The organism is Paenibacillus sp. GCM10012306, assembly GCF_042649265.1.
Classification (GTDB): domain Bacteria; phylum Bacillota; class Bacilli; order Paenibacillales; family Paenibacillaceae; genus Paenibacillus_AQ.
In genome coordinates, this window is sequence record NZ_JBHRYW010000019.1 from 1 (window position 1) to 17,808 (window position 17,808).

Here is a 17,808-nt window from a genome sequence, read left to right on the forward strand (position 1 = left end):
TTTTGGACGCCCTTCGGGCTGCTTACGCAGCGAAGCGACCAGGCAAAGAGCTCTTGCACCACTCCGACCGAGGTTCTCAATATACTTCTAAGGATTATGTCGAACAACTGAAAAGCTACGAGATGGAATCCAGTATGAGTCGCAAAGGAAACTGTTACGATAACGCCTGCATCGAGTCTTGGCACAGTATTTTAAAGAAAGAGCTCATTTACTGTAACCCCCGTTTCAAAAACAAGGAAGAGGCTTACAATGCCATTTTTCAGTACATTGAATTTTACTACAACCGCAAACGAATACATGGCGCGCTAGGGTATCTTTCTCCCGCTCGCTTTGCACAGCAATTTAATAAAAAATCCGTTGCGTGACTGTCCACTTTCTTGACAGAGGTCCAATTGTACCTTAAATTTGCCAGAATCCCCCGTCCAGCGTGCTTTTTCGAAAATTAAGATACAATAATGACCTTATTTCCTTAATTCACCTATATTGAAGAAAAATAAGGTGCAAAAATGCTGTTAGTTGGGAAAAAGCCCCTCTTTTTCACGGTTTAGACGACAGGTCAGGGGGAATATCCCGCCTCTACGCTTCTAGTGGTTGAAAATTGTCGATAGTCTATGTTCCGGTGCTAGCTTTCCTGTGGAAAGCTTTCAGGGAAGCGCTTTGCGCCCACAGCTCCAGACTTCGTCGTTCTCTCATCTTCGCTTTTGTTCGGCTTATAGATACAGAGGAATAAAAATATTAGCAAAGAAGCTCCGCTCGCCCGAAAAAGGGCAGTGGGGCTTTTTTGCGTTCTGCTATTGCAACTATTGCAACTATTGCAGTCATTGCAGTGTGCAGTCATTGCAGTGTGCAGTCAATGTAGTTGTTCAGATATTGCCAACGTTGCAACGTCCCTGAAAATGTTATTCAGCAAACATTCAGCCAGCACTCATTGTCCATTAAGGTACGGATGCGATACTACATCTGCGGAACAAGGAACATCGAAACGAAGTAGCGATATACCGCAAGATGAAGTTCAAGAGCGATGGGAGTGTGGGGGACGTATGTCAACGATCAAAAAGCAGGGACCGGATCTAGTTTTGCCTTTTATTCTGCTCCTGGCAGCATTTCTGTATGGCTATGGCATTTGGAATGATCATTATGTTAATACCTATTACACAACAGCCGTAGGGAGCATGCTGCAGAGCTTTCATAATTTCTTTTTTGCTTCCCTGGATTCGGCAGGTTCGGTAACGGTGGATAAGCCGCCGGTAACATTCTGGATTCAGAGCCTCTTTGCCCTGATCTTCGGGCTGCATGGCTGGAGTGTGATTTTGCCGCAGGCGCTGGCGGGTGTTGGCTCAGTTCTGTTAGTGTATCTGCTGGTCAAGCCAACCTATGGTATTAACGCAGCACGTATTGCCGCACTGGTGATGGCTTCGACGCCGGTAGCTGCGGCGGTTAGCCGCACGAACAATATTGATGCGATGCTGGTATTCACGCTGCTGCTGGCAGTCTGGTTTCTTTTTAAAGGGACTAAGAGTAATCGTATGGGCAGTCTTCTTGCCGCTTTCGCGTTGATTGGGGTCGGATTCAATGAAAAGATGCTGCAGGCTTACATGGTGCTTCCGGCATTCATCCTGTTCTATCTGCTGGCAGCCAAGGTGGGCTGGAAGCGAAAGACAAGTGTGCTGGCAGCAAGCACAGCAGTCATGCTTGTGGTTTCATTGTCCTGGGCGGTAATCGTCGATGCTATCCCGGCGGATAAGCGTCCCTTTATCGGAAGCAGTGGTACCAATTCCGTGCTCAATCTGGCGTTTGGGTATAACGGCGTCTCCCGGCTAACGGGGGATCGCAGCACCGGTGCTGCGTTTGGTGGCGGTGGCGTGCCTAACATGAACGGTAACGGGATGCCTGCATGGAACGGTGAAGTGCCTGACGGAGGCAATGGCAACGCGTTCGGGACGGACGGCGGCAGGTCCGGGATGGGCGGCATGGGCGGACGTGGGGCGAATGGCGCCCGTGGAATAGGCAGCATGGACCCCGAAGGGCAACAACGGGATCGGGGCCAGCGAGGTCAAGGCGGATTCGGCGGCGGTGGTGGGATGTTCCACACAGGTACGCCCGGACCGCTGCGGCTATTCCAGTCCGACCTGTCTGGCCAGGCTAGCTGGCTGCTGCCGCTTGTAGCGGTTGCTTGTATTGGGCTGTTCGCTAGTCTGCGTAGAAGAAACTTCACGCAGCAGCATAAAGAGGCAATTTTCTGGTTGGCATGGCTGGTGCCAGTAATGGGCTTCTTCAGCATCGCCGGGTTCTTCCACCAGTATTACCTGATCATGATGGCTCCGCCGATTGCTGCATTGGCCGGCGCAGGCTGGAAACAATTATGGAGTCAGTACCGTGAGCACTCCGGCTGGCGCTCCTGGCTGCTTCCGGTAGCCATATTGGCCACGATGGCCTTGCAGTGGTATATTCTACACCCTTATGACAGCACCATCGGTAGCGGCTGGTCCATCGGGATTTTGGCTGCGGGCATCCTAGCGACCCTGTTGCTCGTTATTTTCAAAGGCAGAGAGCAATCATTCGTGCATACAACGGCGGTTGCCGGGCTGCTGGTGCTGTTGATCGGTCCCCTCTACTGGGCAGTAACGCCGATTGCCTATGGTTCCAACAGCATGACCCCGGCAGCGGGACCTGATAGCAACTCCGGCCCGGGCGGTATGCGCATGAACGCTGGTTTCATTCCCGGTGGCAACGATCCAAATGCAATAGGTGACGCTGCGGGCAACTTTGGTGGTGTTCCGGGTAACTTCGGTGGTAGCGCAGGTAACTTCGGTGGCGGCGCGGGTAATTTTGGTGGCGGTGCAGGCAATTTTGGTGGTGGCGCGGGTAATTTCGGCGGCGGTGCAGACAACTTCGGTGGTGTTCCGGGCAACTTTGGAGGTGGTAAGGGCGGCTTCGGTGAGCGCGGTAGTGAAGGAGTCAACGAAGCTTTGCTGACTTATCTGGAGGAGCATAATTCCGGCGAACAATACTTGTTCGCGACAATGGATTATGGGACAGCCGGACCTTATATCATTGATAAAAATGCTTCCGTAGTAATTCTTAACGGATTTAATGCCTCTGACCAGGTCTACACGCCCGACTCTCTGAAGGCATTGGTAGAGAGTGGGAAGGTGAAATATTTCCTCATTTCCGGCGGCGGGATAGGCGGCGGTCGTGGCGGAAATAGCGAACTTACAACCTGGATTACCGAGAATGGAACCGAGGTACCCGCGGCGGACTGGCAGGGAGCAGGTACAGCCGCCAACACCGGAACCCTATACGAGGTCACCTTGAAGTAACAGAATGGCTTTTAACCATAACAAGGCAAGCACGCTGTGGTCTGTGAGGTACCGGGCGTGCTTGACCATTTCCCAGTAAAGGAGGTAGCGTCCATGAGTGTAACTATACGCTATTCCATTATCATACCGATGTTTAACGAGGAAGCAGTCATTCAGGAGACGTACCGGCGAATCAAAAAAGTAATGGGCACAACGGGCGAGTCGTACGAGCTTCTTTTCGTGAATGATGGCAGCACTGACCATTGCGCAGAAATGATTGAGGAGTACAGCCACTGGGATGAGAGCGTCCGCTTGATCGACCTGTCCCGCAACTTTGGGCATCAGGTGGCGATTACGGCAGGCATGGATTATGCCCAGGGCGATGCGATTGTGATTATTGACGCGGATCTTCAGGACCCGCCGGAGCTAATTTTGGAGATGATAGAAGAGTGGAAAGTGGGCTACGATGTGGTGTACGCCAAACGGGTGAAGCGACATGGGGAATCGTTGTTCAAAAAATGGACGGCAAGCCTCTTTTACCGGGTACTTCGCTATTCTACTGATATATCGATCCCGGTAGATACGGGTGATTTTCGCCTTATTGACCGTAAGGTTTGTGATCAGCTAAAACGTCTGCCCGAGAAAAATCGTTTTGTACGCGGACTCGTCAGTTGGGTCGGCTTCCGGCAGAAAGCTATTGAATACGAGCGCGACGAACGCCTTGCTGGTGAGACCAAATACCCGTTGAAGCGCATGATCAAGCTGTCCCTGGACGGAATCACTTCTTTCTCGTACAAGCCGCTGAAGCTGGCAGGGTATCTGGGCGGGGTACTGTCAGCTGCTGGTTTCTTCTACTTGATGTATGTGCTGTACCTGGCTATTTTCACAGATTCAGTGGTTAAAGGTTGGGCATCAATGATCGGCATCAGCTTGACGTTCAACGGGTTCGTACTGGTCATGCTCGGTATTCTCGGCGAGTACGTGGGCCGCATTTACGATGAGACCAAAGGGCGTCCACTGTATATCGTGGAGGAAGTATACGGAGGCCCATCACAGGCTGTTCAGGAGAAACGCAAGATTCAGTTGAACAAATAACGTTCCGGAAGGAAGTAAGGAGAACGGAATAAAGTAAGAAAGGGAGAAAGAAGGGAAGTAGGGGAGAAAGTAAGGGAGTAGGAAACGGATAAAGAAAGGCAGAAAGAAAGGAAGGAAGGAAGGAAGGAAGGAAGCGTCTTCCAGGTGATGGACTAGAAGATCTTTGTTGCTTCGTTATTCGTTTTACTAAAATAGGGGATGCTCTTGCAGCGAATGTTTGGGCTGCGGGCATCCCCATTTCGGTAACAGGACTTTCCTGATAAACGTGACAAGTATACCATCTCCATCGGTGGGCATTCCCGCTTCAGTAACAGGATTTTCTCCAGTTAATTCGGAGAGAAATCCTGTTTTTTATTTTTTAACAGGAATTTCTCCTGTTAATTATCTGTAATTCGCTGATATGACCGCTCAAGGCCAATAATAACTGGAGAAATTCCAGTTATTGAATATGCTTTCTGGTGTGACGGCGAATTAACAGGAGAAAATCCCGTTATAGGTGTTGAATTTGACTAAATCTCGACTACAGCCGATCCCCAACCAGTCCGCAACCGATCCCCAACCCCCCAACCGATCCCCAACTATAAACACAGTTTATTTATAGTTGTTTTTGAAAAGCAGCTTTGCCAAACTTATTTCCCTGCACAAGCCATTTGCCTTCCACGTAAAATAGAGTCAAAATCCCTTCTAACGGAACGCGGATACATTCCTTATTCTCTTAATCTATTAAGACAGGATCGGTGTATGATTCAAATTCATCCGATCATCTTTCGGGTCTAATACCTTGAATTTCAGATTCTCAGAGATAACCAATGTTGGATGGATAGGGGCTATGCTTACGAGTAAGGTTGCATAACGAGTAGTAAATGCTTTTTCAGAAAGATATTTATGAAGCCTACCTGTGCAAAATATGAAGCGGGTTCTCAGCGTTCTTTAATTCGGAGTAGACAACAAAAATAGCAAGTTCCGGCGCCTGTCCGGTGCTTGCTATTATAACGTGCATGCCTACTATTAAGACATTCCTTGCACACAAGGAAGAGACACCTTGAAGACTGTTTCTACACCCGGAATACTGGTGACGTTGATGTCCCCGCCATGGGCTTCGACGATGGACTTCGAGATCGATAGGCCCAGCCCGGACCCTCCGTATTTGCGGGTCCGGGAGGAGTCGCTGCGGTAGAAGCGGTCGAAGACGCGGGGCAGATGCTCGGCAGTAATGCCGGAGCCATTGTCGCTCACGGTCAGCTCGGCCCGCGGCCCCTCGGCATGCAGCGAGATGCGGATGACGCCCTCCTGGTCATCCGTATGCTGCACTGCATTGTGGAACAGGTTCAGGATCACCTGTTTGATTTTATCGGCATCATAGAGGCCATGGATGCCGTAGGAGATATCGAAGCTGACCCGGCGGTTCCCGGCCAGCACGGGCAGACCGGGCTTCATCTCCTCCAGGATGCCGCCGAGCTCAAGATCTGCCAGGCGCAGCTGCGGTGCGCCATCCATACGGGCCAGCAGCAGCAGGTCCTCCACCAGCTTGTTGATCCGCTTCGATTCCCCGTGCATGCTGTTAAGCGCGCTGTACAGCTGCTCACTGTTGTCGGCAGCGCCGCGCAGCAGAACCTCCAGAAAGCCGTGGATGGAGGTCAAGGGAGTCCGTAGCTCATGAGACGCATCAGCGGCGAAGCGCCGCATCTGCTCTTTGGCTTCCCGCTCGTTGCGGAAGGAGATCTCCAGACGCTCAAGCATCGCGTTGAACGACCGGGACAGCTTGTCGATCTCCATCTGCCCCTGAGATACCGGGAACCGCACATCCAGGTTACCGGCATCGATGCGCTGTGCGGCGTCCCCCATATTGGACAGGGGGACAAGCGTCTTTCGCAGCGCGGGCAGATACAAGAACAAGCCGGCCAGCAAAGCTGCCAGGGACAAGGCAGCAAAGATGAGCAGTTGCTGGAGGATGACATCCTTCAGTGGGCCCGTTTCCACTGTCATTTGCAGCAGCAGCCTTGTATTTCCTGGCCTGCCCAAATTCATGAAGACAGCCAGATGCTCGCTGCCGTCTTCGGCGTTGATCAGCTTATATTTGCCCGTGGCCTGATCGGGTGTCCGCCTCATCAATTCCTGATACTCTTCGTTGGTTAATCTGGGAGCGGCCGCCGTAGACAGTGTGTCCTGCTGAAAATCCTTGAAAGTGCCATCCGAACTGTAGATGGCAAGAGTCGCATGGGCGTCCAGCAACAGCGGCCGCCCTGTACCGTAACGGGGATTGCCGGGTCCGGATATCATGCCCCCGCCCGGAACGTTGGTATCGAAGCGGCCGCCGCTCCCGCCGCCAAAATTCTCATTAGGCTTGTTTGTACCGGCCTCATCTCGCAACGAATAATTCAGGAAATTAAAGAAAAACTCACGCGGAACGGACCGCAGCTGGGTTTCCATAGCTTCCGCCCTGTTCGTATAGGTGAAGTTACGCATCAGGATATATTGCAGCACACCAATCAGCAGCAGCAGCAAGGACAGGATCAGCAGCGAAATGGAGAGCAACTGTTTGCGGAGAGAACGGGGCGCAAAACGATCCCATATCGTGCGAAGTCTGCTTTGTCCACTTGCTGCCACTCCAATATTGCCCCTCTTACGCGATGGCCCGGTCATTCCAGATCCACCCGGTAGCCGGCACCGCGCAGAGTACGGATAATCCGATGTTCTTTATCGCCCAGCTTTTCACGCAGGGAACGGATATACACCTCTACGATATTCTCCTCTCCGCCAAAATCATACCCCCATACTTTGTCCAAAATCATGGGTTTGCTGAGAACGAGACCATGGTTCATTACAAGATATTGCAGCAGTTCATATTCGGTGGGTGACAGCTCCAGCACCTCGCCGCGAAAACGAATTTCCTTGCCCCTTCCGTCAATACGGAAAGGACCAAGACGTACTTCGCCCAGCAGGCCAGGGAACTGGTTGCGCAGCCGGGCCTGTATTCTTGCCAGCAGCTCCTCGAAGCTGAACGGTTTGATCATATAGTCGTCCGCACCAATAGACAGCCCTTTGACCCGGTCATCGACTTCGTCTTTGGCGGTCAGCATAATTACCGCGATATCATTCTCTTCTGAACGCAGATAGTGGCACACCTCGAAACCGTCCATTCCCGGCATCATGACATCCAGGATAGCTACATGCGGCTTGAAATCAGCGGCTTCAGCAATAGCGGTCAACCCATCAGGAGCCGTTCGTACTTCAAAACCTTCATTGATCAAACCAAGTTCCAGAAACTGCAGAATATGCGGTTCATCATCAACAAGCAGCAGCCTGACGCCTGGGGTAGCTTTCATTCCGATCCCTCCAACATTCTGATACTCTATTATGCCACAACTTTTTGAACGTTTGCTGAAGATGCGGCACATGCTGCTATGCCCTAAGGAAGACTGAATTCCTCAATGTGCTGCATAATGTTTAATCAATAGGATAAGAAATTCATGTGCTTAATAGCCAATAGGGTTATAGTTTCTTATTTTTAATTCCTGTGAGAAAGGGTTTTGACGGCAGGCTATCGAACAATTTACAATAAGAATAACTTACCCGGTATGGAGAGCCCTCTCCAGTCAAGGTAGGCCATTTGAACGACTCCGTTTCCCCGTTTGTAACCTTGTCTAAGTTCCTATCTAGCTCATTTCTTTCTGTTTCACTTCTTTCTGGAATTTTGATTTCATCGTCATTCTATCCATTCCACTTCTTAATCACTCAACCTTGTTTACTGCAGAAGCTTTGATACCCATAAGTCAAGGGAGGCTCTTCCATGAAGAAAAAAGAAATGGTAGCCATGCTATTGGCAGGAGGCCAAGGGAAAAGGTTGAAGGGATTGACCAAATCACTTGCCAAGCCCGCTGTTTATTTTGGAGGAACCTATCGCATTATTGATTTTCCTTTGAGCAACTGCTCCAATTCAGGGATTGACACGGTGGGGGTGCTCACGCAATATGAACCGCTTGTACTGCACTCTTATATTGGCATAGGCAGTGACTGGGATTTGAACCGCAAGAACGGCGGGGTGTTTGTGTTGCCGCCGCATGAGCGGGAGAACGGAAGCAGTTGGTATAGGGGGACGGCGGATGCGATTTACCGCAATCTCAAATTTGTGGATCAATTTGACCCTGAGCATGTGCTGATTCTCTCGGGTGACCACATTTATAAAATGGACTACAACGCGATGCTTCAATACCACAAGGAGCGGGGAGCCGATTGCACGATCTCGGTGATTGACGTTCCACTGGAGGAAGCAAGCCGTTTTGGCATACTTAACACGGAGGATGATCTCAAAATTTACGAGTTTGAGGAGAAGCCTGCGGAGCCCAAAAGCACACTTGCTTCAATGGGTGTATATATTTTCAAATGGGAAGTGCTTCGGCAGCATCTGCTGGAGGATGGGGAAAACGCTGATTCCTCCCATGATTTCGGCAAGGACATCATTCCCCTGATGCTGGAGGACGGCCAGTCGCTCTATGCCTATCCATTTGAAGGCTACTGGCGGGATGTGGGCACTGTGACCAGCCTCTGGGAAGCGAACATGGACCTGCTCAGTGATGATCCGCCGCTCAATCTCAATGATCCTGGCTGGCGCATCTTTACCCGCAATCCGAACCAACCGGCTCAATATGTGGCCCCTGGAGCCAATGTCTCCGGCAGCATTATTAACGAGGGCTGCATTGTATATGGTGAGGTTAAGCACTCGGTGCTCTTTTACGGCGTGGAGATTGGTGAGGGCAGTTTAATCACAGATTCGGTGATCATGCCGAAGGTCAAGATCGGTAAGAACGTACGGATACACAAGGCAATCATCAGCGAGAACACGGTGATTGAGGATTATATGGAGATTGGCACCCAGCGGGAGAATGAGGAAGAAATTCTGCTGGTCGACGATAGAAGCAAAAAACGTATTTCCGTTGCAGCCAAAACCATATAACCATGTAGAGGACGGTGGAACCCGATGAAGCAATTGATGGGTGTAATCAATCTGGATCATGAGCTCGACAAACTGAATGAGCTAACCTATTTCCGCTGCGGCGCAGCCGTGCCTTTTGCCAGCCGCTACCGCCTGATTGACTTTGTGCTTTCCAATATGATGCGTGCGGAGCTGGAAAGTGTCGGGCTGTTCGTCCGCCGCAAATACCGATCGCTGATGGACCATCTGGGCGACGGAAAGTCATGGGATATGAACCGCAAGCATGGCGGACTGTTTATTTTGCCTCCGGACTGGAACGATCCGACTGACACCTCCCTAGGTGACCTCCAACACTACCACAACAATCTGGATTTCTTCAAGCGCGCCTCCGCTAAATACATCGTGTTCTCGGGCAGCCAGCACGTCAATACGATCGACCTTGAGGATCTTTATCGCTATCATCTCGACAAAGGCGCCGATGTTACGCTTGTCTATAAGAAGATCGAGCATCTCCAGCCGGAGCATGATTTGTGCAGACGCATCGAATGCGATGAAGATCAGAATGTCATAGAAATTCACCACGAGAAAGACCACCCCAACCTCTATCTTGAAATTTTTATTATGGAAAAAGAGTTGTTCCTGGAGAAGGTTGAATACTGCATCGCCCATGGGGAGAGTTATTTCTTCCGGGATGTTATCCAGAAGCAGCGCCACAAGCTCAAGATTGCCGCCTATGAATACCACGGTTATCATGCTGTTATCAATTCTTTGGAGAGCTATTACAAGAACAGTCTGGAATTGCTCCAGCAGGACAATTACTTCAGCCTGTTCCGGGAGAATCCGGTCCAGACGAAGATCAAATATGAAGCACCAACCCGTTATTTGGAGAGCGCAAATGTTAGCAATTCTCTGGTAGCTAACGGCTGCATTATTGGCGGCACGGTGGAGAACAGCATTATTTTCCGGGGCGTTCAGGTCCGAAAAGGGGCAAGGATTATCAACTCGGTCATTATGCAGAAATGTGTGATCGAAGAGGATGCCGTCATCGAAAATGTCATTATGGATAAGGACGTCCATCTCAGCAGGGAACGTATTCTTGTCGGAGATCATAAACGTCCGTTCGTTATTGCCAAGAGCAGCAAGATTTAGCAGAAGGAAGCCGGGAGATCCGGTTGTTGTCTGTCGGTTGTTCTACTAAAAAAGCATTGTTAGGAGGAACCTACTGTTGTTTAACGATAAAGAAACCTTCAAACAAGTGTTCCGCGAGAGACTCATCGGAAATTTGGGCAAACCGCTCGCAGAAGCTTCAACTGCCGATGTCTACAATATTTTGGGCAGCATGATCCGCGAACGCGCAGGCAGCAATTGGGCAGATACGAACCAGAAGTACAAGGCCGATAAGGATAAGCAGGTCTACTATTTTTCGATGGAATTTCTGATCGGCAGACTTCTTGGCAATAACCTGCTGAATATGGGTGTACTGAACATTGTGCGTGAGGGACTGGCTGATCTCGGCTTTACCCTTCAGGATGTTGAAGAGGAGGAAGCGGATGCGGGCCTCGGCAATGGTGGTCTCGGGCGTCTGGCGGCTTGCTTCCTGGACTCGCTGGCTTCCCTGCAATATGCGGGGCATGGGTGCGGGATACGATACAAATATGGCCTATTCGAGCAGAAGATTGTTGACGGGTATCAGGTAGAACTGCCCGATTACTGGCTGCAGAAGGATAACGTGTGGGAAGTGCGCCGTGAAGACAAGGCCGTGGAGGTGCGTTTCTGGGGACAGGTAGAGACGGATGCCAGGGATGGAGAATTGATCTTTACGCATAAAGATTACGAAGCTGTGCGGGCGGTGCCTTACGATATTCCCGTTATCGGGGCTGATCACAGGCATGTGAACACACTGCGTAACTGGAGCGCAGAGTCGATTACGCAGCCGTCCCGGACACTCGGCGTGTTAGGCGGAACGGACTATCACAAATATCTGGAATACAAACGATCTGTTGAATCCATCTCGGAATTCTTATACCCGGATGATACGCAGTATGAAGGCAAGCTGCTGCGGCTGAAGCAGCAATACTTCATGTGTAGCGCAGGGCTGCAAAGTATTCTGCGAACCTTCGGGAAGCTGGATCTGCCCTATGAGGAGCTGCCGAACAAGGTGGCCCTTCATATCAACGATACACATCCCACGCTGGTGATCCCGGAGCTAATGCGAATTCTGATGGATGAGAAGGGGCTTGGCTGGGATCAGGCGTGGGATATGACGACCCGAATGGTCTCTTACACGAACCACACTATTCTGAGCGAGGCATTGGAGAGATGGCCGCTGCAGATGGTAAAAGAATTGCTGCCGCGCATCTTCCTCATTATCGAGGAGATCAATGCCCGCTTCTGCGGTGAGCTGATGAGCCGCTATCCTGGCGATCAGGACCGTATCGCGCAGATGGCAATTATTCACGATGATCAGGTGCGGATGGCTCATTTGGCGATTGTCGCCAGCCACAGTGTGAATGGGGTGGCGGCGCTGCACACGGAAATTCTGAAAAAGCGTGAAATGCGGTTGTTCAACGAGATGTATCCGCATCGTTTTAACAATAAAACAAACGGGATTACCCACCGGCGCTGGCTGCTGCATGCCAACCCTGAGCTGGCCAGTCTGATCAATGACTCCATCGGTACGCGCTGGATGCATCATCCGCAAGAGATGATCGGGCTGATCAAATACGGCGAGGATGTCTCCTTCCAGGAGCAAATCGCTGGCATCAAACGCCGCAACAAGCTCCGTCTCGCTGATTATATCCACAGCAAGCATGGTGTCTGGGTAGATCCAGATTCCATCTTCGATGTCCAGGTGAAGCGGCTGCATGCCTATAAACGTCAACTGCTGAATATCCTGCATATCATCCATCTTTACAATCAGATCAAAGACAATCCATCGATGGATATGGTACCGCGTACTTTCATCTTCGGAGCCAAGGCTGCGCCAAGCTATCATCTGGCGAAGCGGATTATCAAGCTGATTAATACCGTGGCAGATGTCGTCAACAATGATCCTGATATCAAAGGCAAGGTGAAGATTTTCTTCCTGGAAAATTACTCGGTTTCCCTGGCGGAGAAGATCATTCCCGCTGCGGATGTCAGTGAACAGATTTCTACGGCAAGCAAGGAAGCGTCCGGTACCGGCAACATGAAATTCATGATGAATGGTGCGTTAACGATCGGGACGATGGACGGGGCCAACGTGGAGATGCATGAAATGGTGGGCGACAACAATATGTTCCTGTTCGGCTTGCGGGCGGAGCAGGTGCTTGATTATTACCAGCATGGCGGTTATAACGCCCGTGATGTCTACAGCGGTGACGGCAGGGTCAAAGAGGTGCTGGACCAGTTGATTACACCAGGGCCATTCTGCAATCACACTCAGGAATTTGAGACCATCTATCATTCGTTGCTGGATAACAATGATGAGTTTTTCGTCCTCAAGGATTTTGCTAGCTATGTAGAGACCCAGGTCGAGATTGACCTGGCTTACCGCAATCGTAAAGAGTGGATCAAGAAATCGATCATCAACATCGGCCATTCCGGTAAATTCTCCAGTGACAATACCATTAGCCGTTATGCGTCCGAGATTTGGAACATTCATCCTGTGCTGCTCTAGTTGCAATAATCGATAAGTAAACAAAAGAACGGCTGCGCCTCTCGGTAGGGAGGGTGCAGCCGTTCTTGTTGTGTTTCTTAATGAGACGATAGGCCTTAGATAGCTTCGACGATGATCGCTGCGAACCGTTCCAGAAAACGACGCTCTTCGTCATCAAAACGATCCTTGAGCGGACTGTCGATATCCAGAACACCGAGTAGTTCGTCACCTTTGATCAGTGGAACCACGATCTCGCTGTTGGAGGCAGCGTCACAGGCAATATGCCCTGGGAAGGTATGGACATCGTCCACGACTAACGTGCGACGCTCCGTTGCAGCCGTACCGCATACTCCGCGGCCCAGCGGAATACGGATACAAGCGGGCAAGCCCTGGAAGGGTCCCAGTACCAGCTCTTTGCCATCGAATAAGTAGAAACCGGCCCAGTTGGTATCCGGCAGAGCGTGTTTAAGCAGTGCTGAGGCATTGGCCAGATTGGCCATCGCACTCGGTTCGTCTTTGATGAGTGCCACGAGCTGAGTCAGAACCATCTCGAATTGCTCGCTGCGTGTTCCATCATAAGGCATAGCCTGAAACATAAAGTATCACCTTCCTGTACCTTTGGGTCAGTATAATTCTATAACTGTATCTATCAACATAGTACAGCCGGAAAGGTACGTCAAGTCTTAACCTGATGAGGCATGAAATCTTGACCAAGTCGGTGTCTTGGGACTGAAAAGTGACTGGGTAATGTTTCCGCTGCTTACCATAAGGGTAATGCATTTATAAATATCGAAGGCTCATGGCCGGAAGGAGTGGAATATGCGCGCCGATGTACAGAACTTGTTCATAGGAATTCACATGCTCTATTTTGCACATGAGAGGGACCTGACGATTGCAGGGATGCAGCCTGAGCTGGAGAAATTAGGATACCGGGTGGCTGAGCGTGAAGTAAAGCAGGAGCTGGAACGGTTGACTCAAGAGAATTTCCTGACCGCCCATGATGATGCCTACAGCATCACAGGCACGGGTATTGAAGAGTTTAAGGCCATACAGGACAAGCTGGGGGTTCTTTACACGGAAGTGCTGAGGCCGGTTAAGGCGGTAGGAAGTACAGATTAATCTGATAAAGTATAATAATCATAGGCGTCTATAGTTGGGCATTAGTTGCTGCCTGATTATATACGCTGTTTTTGTGTGCAATACAGCATTTTCATGGATATGCCCTCTCTTCTGCAAGAGAAGTCTGCAAATTGATGTATAATAAGTAAAGTTGAGGAGGCGAGAGCGTGGAGTCACACAATGAGGAGACGCCTGAGTTAGTCGGAACCAGAGTGAGGCTGCGGGCGTTGTCCATAGATGACGCGACTGCACTACATGCCATCTGGAGTGATCACAGTGTGGCTCGCTGGCTGGGGGCTCCACCGCTAGCCTCTGTGGAGGAAACCCGGGAACTTGTGGCACTCCTGCTGCAAATGGCGCAGGAGGAAGAGAGCAAGCGCTGGTGCATCGTGCTGCCCGGCGGACAAGTTATCGGCAGCTGCGGCTTCAATTACTGGCAGCTGGCCGGTGCTTACCGCGGCGAGATCGGATGCGATCTGTCACCAGCGTACTGGGGACAAGGCTACATGAAGGAAGCACTCGGGCTCGTATTGGGTTACGGTTTTGAGACTTTAGGGCTGAACCGAATTGAGGCCTTGTGTCATCCGGAGAACGACAAGGCGGCAGGCTTAGTATCCTCACTCGGCTTTCAGCGGGAAGGCCTGCTGCGGCAATATCGCCATACTACCGCAGGATATCAGGATATCGTTTTGTACGCCTTGCTACGTCAGGACTGGCAAGGAGATTATTAGAGAGAGAAGGTTTGGAAGCATTGAGTGGAATGGGAGAGAAGGAACGCAAGCTAATCTTGATCGGGGTGCTGCTGGCTACCTTTTTAGCAGCGATTGAAGGAACGGTAACTGGACCGGCAGGACCAGCCATTGTGGGCGATTTTCAGGGAATACAGTGGCTGAGCTGGATTTTCACTGCATATTTGCTGGCGATGGCGGTCACGACGCCGATTTTTGGCAAGATCAGTGATCTGTTTGGCCGCAAACCTGTCTTTATCGGCGGTGCCGCGGTCTTTTTGCTAGGCTCGTTGTTGTGCGGGATTTCGCAAAGTATGGAACAACTGATTGTGTTCAGAGCCATTCAGGGGATTGGTGCCGGGGCACTGATCCCAATGACCTTTACGATTATGGGCGATATCTACAGCCTTGAAGAGCGAGCCAAAAAACAAGGACTACTAAGTTCTGTCTGGGGGATTTCCTCGTTGATTGGTCCGCTCCTTGGCGGGTATGTTGTCGATTATTTAAGCTGGCGCTGGGTATTTGTATTCAATTTGCCCTTTGGCCTGCTATCTATTGTATTCATCGCGCGTTATCTAAAGGAAGGGAAAACGCGCCGGAAAGCACATATTGATGTCGCAGGCGTGCTGCTGTTTGCCGCCGGGATGAGTGCGCTGCTCTTTGGGCTTACAGTCGGTGGTCAGAATCTGCCTTGGTCTTCGCCGCTGCTGCTCTCCATCTTAGGGGCATCTGTAATCCTGCTAATTGTGTTCGTTATGGTAGAACGACGTGTGGCTGAGCCTATGCTTCCGCTGGGGTTGTTTCGTATCCGGAACATTTCCGTATCCACAGTAGCTAATGTACTGGTCAGTATGCTTATTATCGGGCTCTCTACGTATATCCCGCTTTGGGTACAGGGTGTGAAGGGCCAAAGTGCAACGATTTCCGGAGTAGTGCTGGCGCCCTTGTCCGTAGCCTGGGTGTTCGGTTCTTTCGCGGGTGGTCGAATGATTCTCCGCGCTGGTGCCCGCCGGGCAGGTCTCATCGGCACCTTTTTCATAGCAGCAGGCGTAGTAGGGTTAATTTTCCTTGCGGGGCATTCATCGCAAGCGCTACTGTTGATTCTGATGACCGTAGCCGGGATTGGTTTCGGCTTTGCTTCGATCGTGTTCACCATCATTGCCCAATCCTCAGTAGGGCATGAACAGCGCGGAGCTTCTACAGCCTTGAATACATTTACCCGTTCACTGGGACAGACGGTCGGTGTTGCGATTTTTGGTTCGTGGCTTAATTTGAAGATTAACAGCCTGCTGTCCAAACAGCCGGGCGGGGAGAACGCCGGGGGCGATATTAACCAATTACTGAACCCTCATAGCGGAAGCTCCTTATCAGGAGAAGCCTGGACTACTCTCCGTGGCGCACTTGAAGGTGGTCTTCACTCACTGTTTATCGTGATGGCTGTGATTTCCGTCTTATCCTTGCTCTTCAGCTTTGGGCTCCGCAGCGGAGTGCCTTCTGATTCAGAGGAAGGAACGGCATTGAAGAAGGCATAAGGTGTAATGCGTAAGGCGTAAAGCCGTAAAGCCGTAAAGCGTAGAGTTTGTCTCGGTAGCTCGATACAGACAGACAGTACGAATGGGAGAAGTTGATCAAATGCAGAATCGCACCTTAATTTTCATGGGAAGAGCCAGTTAGGGTAAGGGGTGCAATTAACGGCATTTTTGTATCTTAATTATTCTATAGTCAAGGGAAAGTAGGAATTAAAGGCAAAAATGTATCTTAATTCTTTGGAAATAGCACTTTCAGCGTAGTTTTTCGAAAATAAGGTACAATAATGACCTTATTTCCTCCTTTTATCTATATTTTCAAAAAATAAGGTGCAAAAATGCTCTTAGTTGAGGAAAATGACCATTTTCTCACTGTTAAGAAGAGGGATTAAGAGGATGGCAGATTAGCGTCCTAAAGCCCTATCTTCACCATAATCATGCCTGGTCTTCTGTGTACATATTATTTTCGCTTTATACAGTGTCCTTATTGTTTATATACCTGAATTAAGGAGTGGAAGCTGCGTTCCTTAATTCATCATCCTTCGTTCTGTACCTTCAAAAACTAACTTCGTTCTTTACCCTAGAAACTAACTTTAGAGCTTGGCAAAAGGCTCTCATCCTTCGCAAACGCTGGAAGGATGAGAGCCTTTTGTTCTGTTCTCGGAAGTACATTTTATTTAGTACACTTTGATGAAAACCTCATCGTGGCCGAGTGCAGCTATGCGGATCACTCTCTTACTTGCGCGGGAGTGGAGACAGCTTCTCAGCCTGTAATCCCATCTTCTTGAGCAGTACGATCATCTGCTCCTTCTCTTCGTCGCTCAGCCCGCTGAACGCCAGATGCAGTCTCTCCGAATACTTCGGATACATCTCGTTCATCAAGCGTTCGCCCTCAGCCGTCAGTTCGGCGAAAATCACCCGTCGGTCGCTTGGGCAAGGCTTGCGCTGCAAGTAGCCGCGTTCCTCAAGCTTGTCGATGACGTAGGTGACGTTGCCGCTTTGCAGCAGAAGCTTGGCGCCGATCTGTTGGATGGGCTGCGGCCCTTTATAGTATAGAACCTCCATGACGGCGAAGGCTGTAGGATTGAAGCCTTCGATTTTGCTACCAGTAACGGCATGCTCGTTGATGCTTTTGAAAGATTTGGCGAATACCCGGTACAAATGCAGTGTTAATTGAGTATCACGTTCATAAGATTGTATCATGCTTCTCCACCCTCTATAAGTTAATCGTGTGAACGCGTCGCACGGTATGATGTCAATGCCTGTATTGCTAGGGTCACCTGTGCAGCGATCCTGAGATAACTTTACAATACGTTAAAGAAACTCAGAAGAACATGTGATTTGTCACAATGAGCACACTTTTAATTATTAAAAATCAAACAATTTTTAAAATCGCTCTATTTTTGCTTCGTTTTCAGCAATGAAGCAAAGATTTTCTGGTTGTTCTGCAGGGATAGGACGGTATAATGGA

Annotated in this window: 13 protein-coding genes; 9 read left to right on the top strand and 4 right to left on the bottom strand. The window is 50.2% G+C overall.

From position 1 onward, the window contains the following. The 3 genes from ACFORK_RS27040 to ACFORK_RS27050 all read left to right on the top strand — a co-directional run. A partial coding sequence (locus tag ACFORK_RS27040) for an IS3 family transposase (protein WP_379204997.1) occupies positions 1-365 on the top strand: 365 nt, incomplete at its 5' end. 675 nt (positions 366-1,040) lie between these two features. Then, a complete protein-coding gene (locus tag ACFORK_RS27045; protein ID WP_379204999.1) occupies positions 1,041-3,320 on the top strand; it encodes an ArnT family glycosyltransferase in 2,280 nt (759 codons plus the stop codon). 93 nt (positions 3,321-3,413) lie between these two features. After that, positions 3,414-4,394 (top strand): glycosyltransferase family 2 protein, encoded by a 981-nt coding sequence (locus tag ACFORK_RS27050; protein WP_379205001.1) that lies wholly within the window; start codon positions 3,414-3,416, stop codon positions 4,392-4,394. Between the two features lie 1,008 nt (positions 4,395-5,402). Here the strand turns inward: ACFORK_RS27050 and ACFORK_RS27055 are convergent. Both ACFORK_RS27055 and ACFORK_RS27060 read right to left on the bottom strand, forming a co-directional pair. Continuing rightward, complete coding sequence (locus ACFORK_RS27055; RefSeq protein WP_379205003.1) at positions 5,403-7,037, bottom strand: sensor histidine kinase; 1,635 nt, start codon at positions 7,035-7,037, stop codon at positions 5,403-5,405. Further along, a complete protein-coding gene (locus ACFORK_RS27060) occupies positions 7,034-7,720 on the bottom strand; it encodes a response regulator transcription factor (RefSeq protein ID WP_379205005.1) in 687 nt (228 codons plus the stop codon). Before ACFORK_RS27060 ends, ACFORK_RS27055 begins: the two co-directional genes overlap by 4 nt. 464 nt (positions 7,721-8,184) lie before the next feature. Between ACFORK_RS27060 and ACFORK_RS27065 the strand changes: the two genes are divergently transcribed. From ACFORK_RS27065 to ACFORK_RS27075, 3 genes are all read left to right on the top strand, one after another. Further along, positions 8,185-9,348, top strand: coding sequence for a glucose-1-phosphate adenylyltransferase (locus ACFORK_RS27065; RefSeq protein ID WP_379205007.1), 1,164 nt, complete (start codon positions 8,185-8,187; stop codon positions 9,346-9,348). Positions 9,349-9,372: 24 nt separating this feature from the next. Further along, entirely contained in the window at positions 9,373-10,476 is a 1,104-nt protein-coding gene (glgD, locus tag ACFORK_RS27070) for a glucose-1-phosphate adenylyltransferase subunit GlgD (RefSeq protein WP_379205009.1), read from the top strand. Positions 10,477-10,552: 76 nt separating this feature from the next. Then, entirely contained in the window at positions 10,553-12,985 is a 2,433-nt protein-coding gene (locus ACFORK_RS27075; protein WP_379205011.1) for a glycogen/starch/alpha-glucan phosphorylase, read from the top strand. A gap of 95 nt (positions 12,986-13,080) precedes the next feature. Here the strand turns inward: ACFORK_RS27075 and ACFORK_RS27080 are convergent, their stop codons facing one another. Further along, positions 13,081-13,560: a GAF domain-containing protein gene (locus tag ACFORK_RS27080; RefSeq protein ID WP_379205013.1), complete on the bottom strand. Its 480-nt coding sequence runs from the start codon at positions 13,558-13,560 to the stop codon at positions 13,081-13,083. A gap of 223 nt (positions 13,561-13,783) precedes the next feature. Between ACFORK_RS27080 and ACFORK_RS27085 the strand changes: the two genes are divergently transcribed. The 3 genes from ACFORK_RS27085 to ACFORK_RS27095 all read left to right on the top strand — a co-directional run bounded on the left by ACFORK_RS27085 (position 13,784) and on the right by ACFORK_RS27095 (position 16,343). Then, on the top strand, positions 13,784-14,083 hold the full coding sequence (locus ACFORK_RS27085) for a hypothetical protein (RefSeq protein ID WP_379205015.1): 300 nt from the start codon (positions 13,784-13,786) through the stop codon (positions 14,081-14,083). A gap of 167 nt (positions 14,084-14,250) precedes the next feature. Then, positions 14,251-14,814: a GNAT family N-acetyltransferase gene (locus ACFORK_RS27090; protein ID WP_379205018.1), complete on the top strand. Its 564-nt coding sequence runs from the start codon at positions 14,251-14,253 to the stop codon at positions 14,812-14,814. A 29-nt stretch (positions 14,815-14,843) separates the two neighbouring features. Next, positions 14,844-16,343: an MDR family MFS transporter gene (locus tag ACFORK_RS27095; protein ID WP_379205127.1), complete on the top strand. Its 1,500-nt coding sequence runs from the start codon at positions 14,844-14,846 to the stop codon at positions 16,341-16,343. 729 nt (positions 16,344-17,072) lie between these two features. On the opposite strand, the gene ACFORK_RS27100 is transcribed toward ACFORK_RS27095, so the two are convergent. After that, entirely contained in the window at positions 17,073-17,540 is a 468-nt protein-coding gene (locus ACFORK_RS27100) for a MarR family winged helix-turn-helix transcriptional regulator (RefSeq protein ID WP_066374506.1), read from the bottom strand. Positions 17,541-17,808 lie beyond the last annotated feature (268 nt).

What these genes read in the sequence shown, in the direction of transcription:
- ACFORK_RS27045 (WP_379204999.1), top strand. Translation starts at nt 1,041, where the DNA reads ATGTCAACGATCAAAAAGCAGGGACCGGATCTAGTTTTGCCTTTTATT.
- ACFORK_RS27050 (WP_379205001.1), top strand. Translation starts at nt 3,414, where the DNA reads ATGAGTGTAACTATACGCTATTCCATTATCATACCGATGTTTAACGAG.
- ACFORK_RS27055 (WP_379205003.1), bottom strand. Translation starts at nt 7,037, where the DNA reads ATGACCGGGCCATCGCGTAAGAGGGGCAATATTGGAGTGGCAGCAAGT.
- ACFORK_RS27060 (WP_379205005.1), bottom strand. Translation starts at nt 7,720, where the DNA reads ATGAAAGCTACCCCAGGCGTCAGGCTGCTGCTTGTTGATGATGAACCG.
- ACFORK_RS27065 (WP_379205007.1), top strand. Translation starts at nt 8,185, where the DNA reads ATGAAGAAAAAAGAAATGGTAGCCATGCTATTGGCAGGAGGCCAAGGG.
- glgD (WP_379205009.1), top strand. Translation starts at nt 9,373, where the DNA reads ATGAAGCAATTGATGGGTGTAATCAATCTGGATCATGAGCTCGACAAA.
- ACFORK_RS27080 (WP_379205013.1), bottom strand. Translation starts at nt 13,560, where the DNA reads ATGTTTCAGGCTATGCCTTATGATGGAACACGCAGCGAGCAATTCGAG.
- ACFORK_RS27085 (WP_379205015.1), top strand. Translation starts at nt 13,784, where the DNA reads ATGCGCGCCGATGTACAGAACTTGTTCATAGGAATTCACATGCTCTAT.
- ACFORK_RS27095 (WP_379205127.1), top strand. Translation starts at nt 14,844, where the DNA reads ATGGGAGAGAAGGAACGCAAGCTAATCTTGATCGGGGTGCTGCTGGCT.
- ACFORK_RS27100 (WP_066374506.1), bottom strand. Translation starts at nt 17,540, where the DNA reads ATGATACAATCTTATGAACGTGATACTCAATTAACACTGCATTTGTAC.